The following is a 13,747-nucleotide window of genomic DNA, read 5'->3' on the forward strand; positions in this document are numbered from 1 at the left end:
ATGACCGGAGATTTCTCGCGCTGGCGCGGCCCGAACGCCCGGCGGCAAGGCTATACCGGCGTGCTGATGCAGCAGGGCCGGCTTTACACCGACAGCGACTGGAACGAGGCCCAGGCCATCCTGACCGAGCGCGCCGAGGATGCGCTGTCCCGCGTCATCGGTCCCGGCGCCACGCCCAAGACCGCACCGGGCTTTGCCGTCAGCGCCGGCGCAGGCGGCTTCCAGATCGGCGCCGGCAGCTATTGGGTCGCGGGCGTGCGGGTGGAAAACCCCGCTCCTCTGGCCTATGCCGACCAGCCCGGCGCGCCCGCGCTGGCCGACACGGTGCAGGACGGCGCCGAACTGCTGATCCATCTGGAGCTGCGCAAGGACCAGGTTTCGGCGCTGCAGGACGGGCTGCTGGCCGATCCGGCGCTGTCGGGTGTCGACACGGCGGTGCGCGAGCGGGCGCATTGGCGCGTGGGCATCCGCCCGGTGACCCTGACCGACGCCGAGCGGGCCGAGCTGATCCGCCGCGCCGGCTGCGGCCATGCACCCGAATTCGCCGACTGGCAGCCCGGCACCGGCCGAATGAGCGCCGGCACCGCCCCGGCGGCCGACCTGCCCGAGGACAGCGACTGCCTGATCCCGCCCGACGCCGGCTATCTGTCGCAGGAAAACCAGCTCTACCGCGTGCAGATCCTGCAAGGCGGCAGCCGCGCGCAGGCGCGCTTCGTCTGGTCGCGCGAGAATGGCGCTGTCCAGGCGCGGCTGGCGCGCAATGCCGCCGGCCAGTTCATCCTGCAAGGCGCGCGCGAGGACGAGGCGCTGGGTTTCCCCTCGGGCGCTTGGGTCGAGGTGATCGACGACCGCGACGCGGCGCTGGGGCGGCCCGGCACGATGGTGCGGATGACGCTGACCGACGGCATCGCCAGCTTCGCGCCGGGGATCGGCAATTTCGACCAGCTGGTGAACCCGCGGCTGCGGCGCTGGGACCATGGCGGCACCTCGGCGCTGGGCTTGCCGCTCAGCGGGACGCCGACGCTGCTGGAACGCGGCGTGCAGGTCGCCTTCACCGACGGCAGCTACGTCGCGGGCGATGCCTGGATGTTCGAGGCCCGCGCCGCCACCGGCGCGGTGATCTGGCCGCCCTACCCCGGCGCGGCGGACGAGGCGGTGCCGCCGATGAGCTGGGGCGTGCGCCGGGTGCCCTTGGCGCTGGCCCGGCGCACGGGCGCGGGAATCGGCGGGGTCACCGACCTGCGCGCCACCTTCCCGGCGCTCAGCTGCCTGCAAGCCGAGGATGTCGGCTATGACGACAGCACCACCGGCCTGGGCGCCGAGACCGTGCAGGAGGCGATCGAGGCCCTGGCCGGCCGCTCGACCGCCGGCCTTTGCACCGTGCTGGTCCACAATCGCGACGAGCTTCGCGCCGCGGTCGAGGCGCTGGTGCCGGGCCAGAACATCCGCATCTGCCTGTCCGGCGCCAATTTCCAGCTGCAAGAGACGCTGGCCCTGACCCGGCTCGGCCATGTCACGCTGCAGGGCACCGGGCCGCAGACCGTGGTCTCGGTCGCCGAGGGCGAGGCGGCGCTGCTGTTTCAGGGCTGCGCCTCGGTCCGGGTCGTGGACCTGTCGGTGAACGGCGGCCCGAACGGCCATGGCGACAGCCACAAGGGCAGGCGCGGCGCGCTGACCATGCTGGGTTGCGGCGATGTCGCCGTCGAGCGAGTGCGGGCGCGCTGCCGGGCGGGGCTGGACCGCGCCTCGGCCTGCATCGCCAGCGTGGGGCGGCTGGGCCGCCGGCAAGAGGTGCGCATCCGCGACTGCGTGCTGAAACCGGGCCAGGCGCAGATCGGCATCCAGATCGTGGGCGCGAGCCGCGCCATCATCGAGGACAACCTGATCCTGCCGGCCCCCGCGGCGGCCGGCTTGACCGCGCTGCGCATCGGCGCCGACGCCCGCCAGCGCGCCCTGATCGCGCGCGGCCTGCTGCGCTTCAGCGACGCGCCGCTGGATGGCCGGCCCGGGCTGATGATCCGCGCCGCCCGCCGGCCCTTCTCGGACGATCCGGTGGACCAGTTCGGCGACATTTCGGAAAGCCGGCTGAACTTCGACGGCGAAAGCCTGGAGGTGCCGATGTATCAGGGCGCCATCACCGTCCGCATGCTGCCGCTTTTCGCCTCTAACCTGCTGCGGGCGCTGGCCGGGAACCGCAAGAGCCGCATCACCACCCCGCGCGAGATGCGCCGCCATATCCGCAACCTGCTGAGCGAGGCCGCCGGCAACCGCGGCCGCGCGCTGATCGCCGGCAATACCGTGAACCTGCTGCCCGGCAAGTATTTCCGCCTGGCCGAGACGCCCTTCCTGGCGCAAGGCATCGTCATCGGCGGCGACAGCATCGACGAGCTGCGCATCACCGGCAACCGGATCGAGGATGCCAACGACGGCATCCGCCTGGCCGCATCCGGCATGGGCGATCCGAACCCGCCGCAATGGCGCGACCGCCCACCCGAAAACCGCATCGGTCATGCCGTCGTCAGCGGCAATACCATCACGCTGAACCCGCTGTCCTCGGCCACGCCGGCGCATGGGCTGTTCCTAGGCCATGTCGCCCGCGCCAGCATCGGCCAGAACAGCGTGACCGCCCCCGACAGCTTCCGCACCGAGTCGGTGGCGCCGCATTTCGGCATCTGCCAGTTCGGCTGGCGCGGCCCGCTGCTGACCCTGTGCGAGAACAATGTCGCGGGCATGGACAACGGCATCGCCGTGATCCCGGGCCTGGTCGATGCGGCGCAGGGCATCTGGCGGCTGCGCGACAACGCCGTGTTCCGCACCCGGCGCGCCTATGTCACCGCGCCGGGGGTCGAGGTCAGTTGATTTCCGCTTGGGCCGACTCGCATGCCCGTGCTAGGCTGGGAAGGTCGAGGAATGATCGTGGATCTTTGACGGCAGCCGATCGGGCGTGATGCGTCGCAAGTCGCAACACAAACAGAAGGCCGGGTTCGAATCCATCCGAGACATGGCCGAGGCGGGGTGAAACCCGCCTCTATCCATGTCAGCGCAGCCCTTCGCAGAACCGCTTGATCCGCGCGCAGGCATCTTCCAGCACCGCGTCCGAGGTCGCATAGCTGATGCGGAAATGCGGCGACAGGCCGAAGGCCGCGCCGAACACCACCGCCACCCCGGTTTCGTCCAGCAGCGCGGTCGCGAAGGCCTCGTCGTCGGCGATCAGCTTGCCGCCGGCCGAGGTCTTGCCGATCAGTGCCTTGATCGAGGGATAGACGTAGAACGCCCCTTCCGGCACCGGACATTCGATCCCCGGGCAGTCGTTCAGCCCGGCGACCACCAGATCGCGGCGGCGCTGGAACACGCCGCGGCTTTCCGCGATGTAGTCCTGCGGCCCCTGCAGCGCCGCCAGCGCCGCATATTGGCTGATCGAGCAGGGATTCGACGTCGATTGCGATTGCAGCTTGGCCATGGCGCCGATCAGCTCCTTCGGGCCGGCGCCATAGCCGATGCGCCAGCCGGTCATGGCATAGGCCTTGCTGACGCCGTTCATGGTCAGCGTGCGCGGTTTCAGCGCCGGCTCGACCTGGGCCGGGGTGACGAAGCGGAAATCGTCGAAGACCAGGTGCTCATAGATGTCGTCGGCCAGCACCCAGACCTGCGGATGGCGCAGCAGCACCTGGGTCAGGCCACGCATGTGGTCCTCGCTGTAGCCGGCGCCGGTCGGGTTCGAGGGCGAGTTCAGGATCAGCCATTTCGTGTTCGGCGTGATCGCGGCCTCCAGCTGCTCGGGCGTGATGCGATAGCCGCTGTCCATGTCGGCCGGGACGATGACCGGGGTGCCGCCCGCCAGCAGCACCATGTCGGGATAGCTGACCCAATAGGGCGCCGGGATGATCACCTCGTCGCCGGGGTTCAGCGTCGCGACCAGCGCATTGTAGAGGATCTGCTTGCCGCCGGTGCCGACGCTGACCTCGGCCGGGGTATAGTCGAGCCCGTTTTCCCGCGCGAACTTGTCGCAGATGGCGCGTTTCAGCTCGGGGATGCCGTCGACGGCGGTATAGCGGGTGTGGCCCTGGTCGATGGCGGCCTTGGCGGCCTCGCGGATATGGGTGGGGGTGTCGAAATCGGGCTCGCCGGCTGACAGGCTGATGATGTCGCGACCCTCGGCAGCCAGGTCGCGGGCGCGGCCGGTGATGGCGATGGTCGGCGAGGGTTTGACGCGGGCGAGCGTCTGGGACAGAAAGCGCATCGAATACATCCTGCGGCTGGGTCGCCTTGTCATAGGCATCCCCCCGCGGACAGGCAAGCCGGAGACGGCTGGGACGGGAACGGGCATGGACGAGCATGAGGCAAGGCTGAAGCGGCTGCGGATGCGCAGCTGGCGGCGCGGCACCAAGGAGATGGACCTGATCCTGGGCCCGTTCTCGGACAGCGACCTGGCCGGGCTTTCGCCCGCCGATCTGAACCTTTACGAGGTATTGCTCGAAGAAAACGACCAGGATCTCTATCCCTGGATCACCGCGCGGCTGGGCAAAGCCCGTCCTGGACCGGCGGCGCTGTCGCCGCTGCTGGATCGCATCGCGGCGCATGCCCGCGACCGGCTGGGGCCGAAATAGGCGCAATTTTAGCCAACTGCGCCGCGATTAACCGAAGATTGGGGAATCTGCTGCATCATGGCCGAAACGAAGCCATGAACGGAAACCGCACATGCAACAGCGCAGCCCTGCCCAGACGGTGCCCGCCCTGCGGCCCCTGCCGCGCAGCAACCGGACCGAGGCTTACCTTGAAAGCCTCCAGATCCTGGAGCGCCTGCACCGCCTTCTGCTCGACCTGGTCAAGGACGAATTCGAGCGGCTGGCGCGCACCGACCTGACGCCGGTGCAGGCGCTGCTGATCTACAATCTCGGCACGGCCGAGGTGACGGCGGGCGAGCTGCGCTCGCGCGGGATGTATCAGGGCTCGAACGTGTCCTACAACCTCAAGAAGCTGGTCGAGCTGGGCTATGTCCATCACGAACGCTGCGAGATGGACCGCCGCTCGGTCCGGGTGCGGCTGACCCCCGACGGGCAAGAGGTGCGCGATTGCGTGGCGGCGCTGTTTGCGCGCCATGCCGAGGGGTTGGAGCTTTCCGGCGTATTGGACGACCCGCCCATCGAGGGCGTGAACCTGCAATGGCGGCGGGTGGAACGGTTCTGGGCAGAGCAGATCCGCTATATCTACTGACCGCCGAAGCGCCGCACACCGATCCGAACCACCGGCCGGGGACGCTCGCTCGCCTCCCTGGCCACGGATATGCCCGGCCCGTCATGCTATCGGCCGAAGGGTCCGTCTCTCTCCCCTTCGACCGGCCTGGGGGTGACGGCCGGGCATATGCCCCCGTGTGGCCGCTGTGTCCGCGCTTGACCCGTGGGCGAACGCCGCGCCTCGGACGGGCGCCGCGACCCTGCGGCATGGGTCGGCAAGCGCACTGGCCCCCAACAGGCTGTCGAAAAGGAATTCCAAGAGGGTGGCGGGACGGAAAATCGTTCTGGGCCCAACGAGGATCGGACCGGGAACAGGGCATTTTCGGGCGATTCGAGGCGAATTTCTCGCCTTCCTGTCCGGCGTAGCCGCGCCGCGGGACTTTTGCAGCGCCCTTGCCATCAGCACCCTGTTAAGGGACTTTGCTTCAAGACTGTGGGATCGAAGATCTCGTCCCGCTTCAAGGGCGAGTCCGCAGCATCCGCACCCACAAAGCCCGGCCTACGTGGCTTCGCCATGATCAGGGCCGCGAACAACATGCCAAGCCGGTCGGCAAGGACCGGCCGGACGCCGGCAGGCCTCTCTCGGCCCACCGCCAATCCGCCCCGGTTCCGCCGCCTACCAGTGGCCGGTGTTTTCCATACTGGCCCAGGGCTCTTGCGGCGGCAGATGCTCGCCTTCCTGCAGCAGTTCGATCGAGATATTGTCGGGACTGCGCACGAAGGCCATATGACCGTCGCGCGGTGGCCGGTTGATGGTCACGCCCGCATCCATCAGCGCCTGGCACAGGTCGTAGATATTCTCGACCCGATAGGCCAGATGCCCGAAATGCCGGCTGTCCGAAGGTAGCCCGTCGTCGCCGTCCCAGTTCCAGGTCAGTTCGACAGGACATTCCGGCTGGCCGGGCGGCGCCATGAACACCAGGGTGAAACGGCCCTTGTCGTTCTCGATCCGCCGGATCTCCTCGAGCCCCAGCAGGCGGAAGAATTCCATCGTCTTTTCAAGATCAAGCACGCGCACCATGGTATGCAGGTAGCGGATTTTCATCGTCTTTCCCTTCGCTTCTTGGCCCGAGACTGGCATTGCGCCGGCTCAACCGCAAGCCGGGCCGATTGGTTGCATCCGCGACCACGATACAGCCGGTTGATTGAATCGCCGGGCGGTGCCACAAGATATGCGATCAGAACGCAAGGATTCCGCCATGCCCCTTACCGCCGAACAACAGGCCGAGATCGACGAGCTGCGCGCCGCGCCGCGCCCCACCCTTCGCGCCGTTTCGCAGGGGATGGAGGGGCATCTCTACCAGGCGCATCCGGTGCTGGACCACGGGCTGGTCCGGGTCGTGGATTACATGGGCGACGATGCCGCGATCACCCAGGCCGCACGGGTCAGCTATGGCCGCGGCACCAAGTCGGTGCAGAACGACGAGGGGCTGATCCGCTACCTGATGCGGCACTGGCATTCGACCCCCTTCGAGATGTGCGAGGTCAAGTTCCACGTCAAGCTGCCGGTCTTCGTCGCCCGGCAATGGATCCGCCACCGCACCGCCAATGTGAACGAATATTCGGCGCGCTACTCGATCCTCGACCGCGAGTTCTACATCCCCGCCCCCGAGCATCTGGCGGCGCAATCGACGGTGAACAACCAGGGCCGGGGCGAGGTCCTGCAAGGCGACGAGGCCGCGCGCGTCTTGGACCTGCTGCGCGAGGACGCGATGCGCAGCTACGACCATTACGAGGCGATGCTGTCGCAGGAGGGCCAGCAGGGCCTGGCCCGCGAACTGGCGCGGATGAACCTGCCGGCGAACGTCTATACGCAATGGTATTGGAAGGTGGACCTGCACAACCTGTTCCACTTCCTGCGGCTGCGCGCCGACGCCCATGCGCAATACGAGATCCGCGCTTATGCCGAGACCATGTGCGGCATCACCCGCGACTGGGTGCCGCACGCCTATGCCGCCTTCGAGGATTACCGCCTGGGCGCGGTGCAGCTTTCGGCAAAGGGCGTTGCGGCGCTGAAGCGCCGCCTGGCGGGTGAGGCGGTCACACAGGAAAACAGCGGCATGAGCAAGGGCGAGTGGCGCGAGTTCGAGGCGGACTGGGGATGAGGGACCTTTCCCGGCGCTGGCCTGTGCGGCCCGCTCCGGGACTCATGCCGAAATCGCAGGCGGCGAGTTCCAGCCTGTGGAAGCGCGGGATGACCACAGACTCTGCAGACTCTGCACCACCCGCCCAGACGAGTCCCGCTGTCTTTGGTTAACCGCTCCGGTCCCGGCTGGCATCGACTCCAAGGTCCGCGTCCGTTCAGACCCGAAGGCGCAGAGACGCGCGCTTGGCAATACCGGCGTGCGGCTGTGTCTTCCGCGCCGGGAACGCTGTCCTTGCAGACAGGAACCGCTGAAACAGCTCACGCCCGGGTCACCTCCGAGCGCCGCTTCATGCCCGGCTATGCGCTGGGTGCGGATGGAGCTGTCGGACAGGACCTCTCACCTGGTGAACGCGATCAACCGCGTCACCGGCTTCCTGAGCGCCCAGGGCAAGCCGATGCCGATGCGCGACGACGCGGTGAACGCGATCCGGCGGCGGATATATTTCCGCCGCTTTGACATCAGAGCGATATTCCGCGGACAGCGCCGATTCTGCCGCCCGTGCCGGTCATGCGGCACTCTTCGGCAGCGGGCCGAGGCCGATTCGCGCAATTCGTAGATTCTTGGCCCCCAAGCGGCATACGACGCATATGGTGCTTTTGATCTCACGGCGCTGCAGAGCATTCTGCCGCAACTTTTTTCCTGCGATCGGAGTGATTTTCCACCGTGAAAGCCGGTCTTGTTCCCTGCAGGAAAGTTCACGCGCGGCTGGGGTCCAGAGCCCAGGGAGCACCGGCCGGTTGACGAATCCCTCGGCCAGAACTAGAACAAATATAGAACAAAATGGCTGAACCATGTCCGTCCACCCTTTCCTTCCCGGGGTGGCGCCTTTCGGGCGGGCGCCGGCCCCCGCGGCACCGGAACCGACGGCGCCGATCCTGTCCGAAGCCTTCGACACCCGACCCCTGGATGCGGCGGCGGCGGGCTTCGTGCTGGCCGCCTTGCCGCCCGGGCTGGTGCTCTGGGCGCAGGACCGGCTCAGCCGGGCCGAAACCGGCGCGCCCTTCCTGCCCGGCACCGGCCGGGCGCTGCTGCGGCTGGACCTGACCCGGCCCGCCGATGTGCTGGCGGCGCTGGAGGACGGGCTGCAGGGCCGCGCCCTGGCCGCGGTGGTGGGCGAAATCCATGGCAGCCCCGCGGCGCTGAGCTTTACCGCCAGCCGCCGCCTGGCCCTGCGCGCCGAGGCCGCCGGCCTGCCCTGCTGGCTGATCCGTCACGCCGCCCGCCCGGATGCCAGCGCGGCGCGGATGCGCTGGCGCCTGTCCGCCCTGCCCTCGGTGCCCGATCCCGACGACCCGCAGGCGCCGGGCGATCCGCGATGGCTGGCCGAACTGTTCCGGGCCCGGGGCCGGCCGGGCTCGACCTGGGTGGCGCACCATGACCGGGCGGCGGATCGTCTCGATTTTTCTGCCCCGCCTCGCGATCGAGAGCTGGCAGTGCCGGCGCGCCCGGCAAGGCGAGGCCTGGCCTGACGATGTGCCGCTGGCGCTGGCCGCCCCCGGTCCGCATGGTCCGGTGATCCATGCCGCGAACCGCGCCGCCGAACTGGCCGGCGCCCGGATCGGCGCCCGCGCCGTGGACAGCCGCGCCATCTGCCCCGCCCTGCGCATCGAGCCGGCCGAGCCCGACCGCGATGCGGCACGGCTGGCGCGGCTGGCCTTCTGGGCGCGGCGCTGGGGGCCATGGAGCACCCCGGACGGCGACGAGGGCATCGTTCTCGACATCACCGGCACCGCGCATCTGTTCGGCGGCGAGGCGGCGCTGCTGGCAGGGATCCAGGCCGGTTTCGCCCGCGCCGGCCTGACCGCCGGGCTGGCCCTGGCGCCGACGCGCGGCGCGGCCTGGGCGCTGGCCCGCTTCGCCCCCGGGCGTCCGATCTGCACCGATCCGCTGCCGGAGCTGGCGCCGCTGCCGGTCGCCGGGCTGCGGCTTTCGGGGGAAACCCTGTTGCTTCTGCGCCGGCTGGGGCTGAAGACCATCGGCGATCTGGCCGCGATTCCGCGCCTGCCGCTGATGCGCCGCTTCGCCCGGGCCGCGCCCTCGGACAATCCGCTGATCCGGCTCGACCAGGCGCTGGGACGGCTGGCCGAACCGGTGCAGCCGCCCGAGCCCGCCGCGGAGTTTTTCGCCGAGGCCCGGCCGGCCGAGCCGGCGATGGCCGCCGCGGACTGGCTGCCGGGCCTGCTGGAAACGCTCTGCGCCCGGCTGGCGGCGGCGGATCGCGGCTGCCGGCGGCTGTGCCTGTCGGTGTTCCGCACCGATGGCGAGCGCCGCGACATCCATGTCGCCATGGCCGCGCCCGCCCGCGACCCGCGCCACCTGCTGCGGCTCTTCGACGGCCGGCTGGAGCGGCTGGACCCCGGCTATGGCTTCGACCTGATCCGCCTCGCCGCCGAGGCGGTCGAGCCGCTGGAGCCTGCCCAGCCCGGCCTCGACGGCACCGCGCCGCCGGGTCTGGCGCTGGCGCGGCTGGTGGACCGGCTGGCGGCGCGTTTCGGCAACGGCGCGATCAGCCGCCCCTTGCCGCGCGACAGCCATGTCCCCGAACGCGCCGAGACCCCCGGCGACCCGCTGGTCGCGGCCCCGCCCCCGCCCGCGCGTGCCGACCGCCCGATCCGGCTGCTGACCCCGCCCGAGGAGATTCGCGTGCTCTACGCCATCCCCGAAGGCCCGCCGGCGCGCTTCGTCTGGCGCCGCCAGACCCTGCGGGTCGCCCGCCACGCCGGGCCCGAGCGCATCGCCCCCGAATGGTGGCAGGACCGGCCCGGGACCCGGCTGCGCGACTATTTCCGGGTCGAGGACGACTCGGGCCTGCGGCTGTGGATCTATCGCGAGGGGCTGGCCCATGACGGGCGCGGCGGCCCGCCGCGCTGGTTCCTGCACGGGATCTTTGCCTGATGCCCGACCATCACCCCCGCAACCCCGATCTTCTGCCCGAGGTGCAGGCGCCGAACCCGCCCGCCGATTACGTCGAGTTGGCGGTGACCAGCGCCTTCAGCTTCCAGCACGGCGCCTCGCATCCGCGCGAACTGGCGCTGGCGGCGCATCTCTTGGGCTATGACGCGGTGGGAATCGCCGATCTGAACAGTCTCGCCGGGGTGGTGCGGCTGCATGCGACGGCCAGGAAGCTGCACCTGCGCCCGGTGATCGGCGCCCGGATCGTGCTGGCCTGCGGCACCGCCTTCCTGGCCTATCCGACCGACCGCGCCGCCTATGGCCGGCTGGCCGCGCTGATCACCAAGGGGCGGCGCGCGGATCTGGACGGGAAATGGCAAAAAAAGGGGCGCTGCGACCTGAGCCTCGACGACCTGGCCGCCCATGCCGAGGGGCTGCGGCTGATCTGGCTGCCGGGCGAGGATCTGGCGCCCCTGCCCGGCCTGGCCGCGCGCCTGCCGCAGCTGTCCCATGTCGCGGCAAGCTGGCTCTATCGCGGCGACGACCGGGCGCGGATCAACCGTCTGGACCGGGCGGCGCGGGCGGCGGGGCTGTCGATCGTCGCGGTGAACGACGTGCATTACCACGCGCCCGACCGCCGGCCGCTTCAGGACGTGATGACCTGCATCCGCGAAGGCACCACCATCGCCCGCGCCGGCCTGCTGCTGGCGCAGAACGCCGAGCGCCACCTGAAGCCGCCGGCCGAGATGGTCCGCCTGTTCTCCGACTGGCCCCATGCCATCCGCGCCACCCGCGAGATCGCCGACAGCTGCCGTTTCTCGCTGGACCAGCTGCAATACGAATACCCGTGCGAAAGCGTGCCGGCGGGGCTGACGCCGCAGCAGCATCTGGAAAACCTGACCTGGCAGGGTGCGGCCTGGCGCTATCCTGCGGGCGTGCCGGAAAAGGTCCGCGCCACGCTGGAAAAGGAACTGGCGCTGATCGGCGACAAGAAGATCGCGCAATATTTCCTGACCATCCACGACATCGTGCGTTTTGCCGAAAGCCGGGCGATCCTGCACCAGGGCCGCGGCTCGGCGGCGAATTCCGCGGTCTGCTATGTGCTGGGCATCACCCCGGTCGATCCCAACGTCCACGAATTGCTGTTCGAGCGCTTCATCAGCCAGAACCGCCAGGAACCGCCCGACATCGACGTCGATTTCGAGCATGAGCGGCGCGAGGAGGTCATTCAGCACATCTACGACACCTACGGTCGCGACCATGCCGGGCTTTGCGCCACGGTGATCCACTATCGCCCGCGCAGCGCCATCCGCGAGGTCGGCAAGGTCATGGGCCTGTCCGAGGACGTGACCTCGGCGCTGGCCGATACGGTCTGGGGCAGCTGGGGCGACAGCATGAAGGCTGCCTCGACCGACCAGGCGGGCTTGGACCTGGCCGATCCGCTGATGCGGCGCACGGTGAAGCTGGCCGAGGAAATGATCGGCATGCCGCGCCACCTGTCCCAGCATGTCGGCGGCTTCATCCTGACCGAGGGGCCGCTGTCGGAAACCGTGCCCATCGGCAATGCCGCCATGCCGGATCGCAGCTTCATCGAATGGGACAAGGACGACATCGACGAATTGCGCATCCTCAAGGTCGACGTGCTGGCGCTGGGGATGCTGACCTGCATCCGCAAATGCTTTGCGCTGATCGAGGCGCATTACCATAAGACATGGACGCTGGCCAATATCCCGCATTGCGACAAGACCTATGCGATGCTGCAACGGGGCGACAGCATCGGCACCTTCCAGGTGGAAAGCCGGGCGCAGATGGCGATGCTGCCGCGGCTGAAGCCCAAGGAGTTCTACGACCTGGTGATCCAGGTCGCCATCGTCCGTCCCGGCCCGATCCAGGGCAACATGGTCCACCCCTATCTGCGCCGCCGGGCCGGGCTGGAAAAGCCCGACTATCCCGGCCCCCGGGACGGCAACCCGGACGAGCTGAAGAACATCCTGTTCCGCACCGAAGGCGTGCCGATCTTTCAGGAACAGGCGATGAAGATCGCCATGGTCGCGGCGCAATTCACCCCGCATGAGGTGGACGAGCTGCGCAAGGCCATGGCCACCTTCCGCTCGCGCGGGACCATCGGGGCGCTTGAGGACAAGATGGTAGGCCGCATGGTAGAACGCGGCTACGACCGCGATTTCGCCGAGCGCTGCTTCAACCAGATCAAGGGTTTCGGCGATTACGGCTTTCCCGAAAGCCATGCGGCGGCCTTTGCGCATCTGGCCTATGTCTCGGCCTGGCTGAAATGCCACTATCCGGCCGCCTTCGCGGCGGCGCTGCTGAACAGCCAGCCGATGGGCTTCTACGCGCCCGCCCAGATCGTGCGCGACGCCCGCGACCATGGCGTGACCGTGCGGCCGGCGGATGTGAACATCAGCGACTGGGACAATAGGCTGGAAGCCTGCGACGGCGGTTTCGCCATGCGCCTGGGCCTGCGCCAGATCGACGGGCTGTCCGAGCCGCTGGCGCGGCGCATCAAGCAGGCGCGGGACGACCCCGATGCCGGGCCCTATGCCGATCTGGCCGATCTCAAGACCCGGGCCCGGCTCGACGCCCGGGCCGTCCGGCTGATCGCGGCGGCGGACGCCCTGCGCTCGATGGGGCTGGACCGGCGGGCGGGGCTGTGGCAGGCGCGGGCGCTGCGCGACGCGCCGGAACTGCCGCTGTTCGGGCGCCGGGACGAGGGCGCCGAGCCCGCCGTCGCCCTGCCGGCCATGCCGCTGGCCGAGCATGTCACCGCCGATTACCAGACGCTGCGCCTGTCGCTGAAGGCCCATCCCATGGCCTTCCTGCGCCGCTCGATGCAGGCCCAGGGCTATGTCAGCGCCGCCGGCCTGGCGCAGCTGCCGAACCGGGCCCAGCTGCGCATGGCCGGCATCGTGCTGGTGCGCCAGCGTCCCGGCAGCGCCAACGGCGTCTGCTTCATCACCCTGGAGGACGAGACCGGGGTGGCGAACCTGGTGCTGTGGCGGGACACTTTCGCCGCCTTCCGCAAGGTGGCGATGACCGCGCGGCTGCTGGAGGTGCGGGGCCAGGTCCAGCGCGCCGAGGGCGTGACCCATATGGTGGCGCATTGGCTGGGCGACCGTTCGGAGGCGCTGCTGCGCCTGGCAGGCGAAGCGACGCCGGACCTGCCCGCCCCGCGCGCCGGCCATCCGCGCCGGGTCAGGCTGCTGCCCGGATCGCGCGACTTCCACTAGCTGTTTGATCCGCCGGCTTGCTGCTTTGCCTCTTTCGCGAAGGGCTGGACGGATGCCCTATGGGCCCAGTTCGTCATGGAAACGCCGCGACCACGCAGGCCATCCAAGCAAGCGATACGGCGATCGGCGCTTCGCCGGCGGCGCTGCGCCGCGAATTGAGGATGGCCCCGGACCGCGGCGAAGGGGCGAAAGCGTCAGGCAGCCGAGACCATGAAGACGGGGCCGAAAA

General features: G+C 69.4%; 9 protein-coding genes and 1 pseudogene. 8 read left to right on the forward strand and 2 right to left on the reverse strand.

Annotation, left to right across the window (positions count from 1 at the left end; all coding sequences use genetic code 11):
• The gene (locus JCM7685_RS09835; RefSeq protein ID WP_074967986.1) at positions 1-2,859 is read left to right on the forward strand and encodes a DUF6519 domain-containing protein; all 2,859 of its coding nucleotides are present in this window, start codon (positions 1-3) and stop codon (positions 2,857-2,859) included.
• Positions 2,860-3,037: 178 nt separating this feature from the next.
• On the opposite strand, the gene JCM7685_RS09840 is transcribed toward JCM7685_RS09835, so the two are convergent.
• Positions 3,038-4,240 (reverse strand): pyridoxal phosphate-dependent aminotransferase, encoded by a 1,203-nt coding sequence (locus JCM7685_RS09840; protein WP_074968074.1) that lies wholly within the window; start codon positions 4,238-4,240, stop codon positions 3,038-3,040.
• Between the two features lie 85 nt (positions 4,241-4,325).
• Here JCM7685_RS09840 and JCM7685_RS09845 point away from each other — a divergent pair, with 85 nt between their 5' ends.
• Together JCM7685_RS09845 and JCM7685_RS09850 are read left to right on the forward strand one after the other, a co-directional pair.
• Positions 4,326-4,607 (forward strand): FAD assembly factor SdhE, encoded by a 282-nt coding sequence (locus JCM7685_RS09845; protein WP_074967984.1) that lies wholly within the window; start codon positions 4,326-4,328, stop codon positions 4,605-4,607.
• 91 nt (positions 4,608-4,698) lie between these two features.
• A complete protein-coding gene (locus JCM7685_RS09850; RefSeq protein ID WP_170848927.1) occupies positions 4,699-5,214 on the forward strand; it encodes a MarR family winged helix-turn-helix transcriptional regulator in 516 nt (171 codons plus the stop codon).
• Positions 5,215-5,850: 636 nt separating this feature from the next.
• Here the strand turns inward: JCM7685_RS09850 and JCM7685_RS09855 are convergent.
• A complete protein-coding gene (locus tag JCM7685_RS09855; RefSeq protein ID WP_074967983.1) occupies positions 5,851-6,279 on the reverse strand; it encodes a VOC family protein in 429 nt (142 codons plus the stop codon).
• 154 nt (positions 6,280-6,433) lie between these two features.
• On the opposite strand from JCM7685_RS09855, the gene thyX reads away from it, so the two are divergent.
• The 5 genes and pseudogenes from thyX (at position 6,434) to JCM7685_RS09880 (ending at position 13,518) form a co-directional block, all read left to right on the forward strand.
• The gene (thyX, locus tag JCM7685_RS09860; RefSeq protein WP_074967981.1) at positions 6,434-7,339 is read left to right on the forward strand and encodes an FAD-dependent thymidylate synthase; all 906 of its coding nucleotides are present in this window, start codon (positions 6,434-6,436) and stop codon (positions 7,337-7,339) included.
• 306 nt (positions 7,340-7,645) lie between these two features.
• A pseudogene (locus tag JCM7685_RS20270) lies at positions 7,646-7,820 on the forward strand (transcription termination/antitermination NusG family protein); the annotation flags it as partial.
• 352 nt (positions 7,821-8,172) lie between these two features.
• Entirely contained in the window at positions 8,173-8,850 is a 678-nt protein-coding gene (locus JCM7685_RS09870; RefSeq protein ID WP_074967979.1) for a hypothetical protein, read from the forward strand.
• Entirely contained in the window at positions 8,756-10,276 is a 1,521-nt protein-coding gene (locus JCM7685_RS09875) for a Y-family DNA polymerase (protein WP_074967977.1), read from the forward strand. The genes JCM7685_RS09870 and JCM7685_RS09875 overlap by 95 nt, the downstream gene beginning before the upstream one ends.
• The gene (locus JCM7685_RS09880) at positions 10,276-13,518 is read left to right on the forward strand and encodes an error-prone DNA polymerase (RefSeq protein WP_074967975.1); all 3,243 of its coding nucleotides are present in this window, start codon (positions 10,276-10,278) and stop codon (positions 13,516-13,518) included. Before JCM7685_RS09875 ends, JCM7685_RS09880 begins: the two co-directional genes overlap by 1 nt.
• Positions 13,519-13,747: the final 229 nt, after the last annotated feature.

The sequence above is a fragment of the Paracoccus aminovorans genome (assembly GCF_900005615.1).
In the GTDB taxonomy this organism is placed as follows: Bacteria; Pseudomonadota; Alphaproteobacteria; order Rhodobacterales; family Rhodobacteraceae; genus Paracoccus; species Paracoccus aminovorans.

Coding starts and splice junctions, on each gene's coding strand:
- JCM7685_RS09835 (WP_074967986.1), top strand. CDS start 1: ATGACCGGAGATTTCTCGCGCTGGCGCGGCCCGAACGCCCGGCGGCAA.
- JCM7685_RS09840 (WP_074968074.1), bottom strand. CDS start 4,240: ATGCGCTTTCTGTCCCAGACGCTCGCCCGCGTCAAACCCTCGCCGACC.
- JCM7685_RS09845 (WP_074967984.1), top strand. CDS start 4,326: ATGGACGAGCATGAGGCAAGGCTGAAGCGGCTGCGGATGCGCAGCTGG.
- JCM7685_RS09850 (WP_170848927.1), top strand. CDS start 4,699: ATGCAACAGCGCAGCCCTGCCCAGACGGTGCCCGCCCTGCGGCCCCTG.
- JCM7685_RS09855 (WP_074967983.1), bottom strand. CDS start 6,279: ATGAAAATCCGCTACCTGCATACCATGGTGCGCGTGCTTGATCTTGAA.
- thyX (WP_074967981.1), top strand. CDS start 6,434: ATGCCCCTTACCGCCGAACAACAGGCCGAGATCGACGAGCTGCGCGCC.
- JCM7685_RS09870 (WP_074967979.1), top strand. CDS start 8,173: ATGTCCGTCCACCCTTTCCTTCCCGGGGTGGCGCCTTTCGGGCGGGCG.
- JCM7685_RS09875 (WP_074967977.1), top strand. CDS start 8,756: ATGACCGGGCGGCGGATCGTCTCGATTTTTCTGCCCCGCCTCGCGATC.
- JCM7685_RS09880 (WP_074967975.1), top strand. CDS start 10,276: ATGCCCGACCATCACCCCCGCAACCCCGATCTTCTGCCCGAGGTGCAG.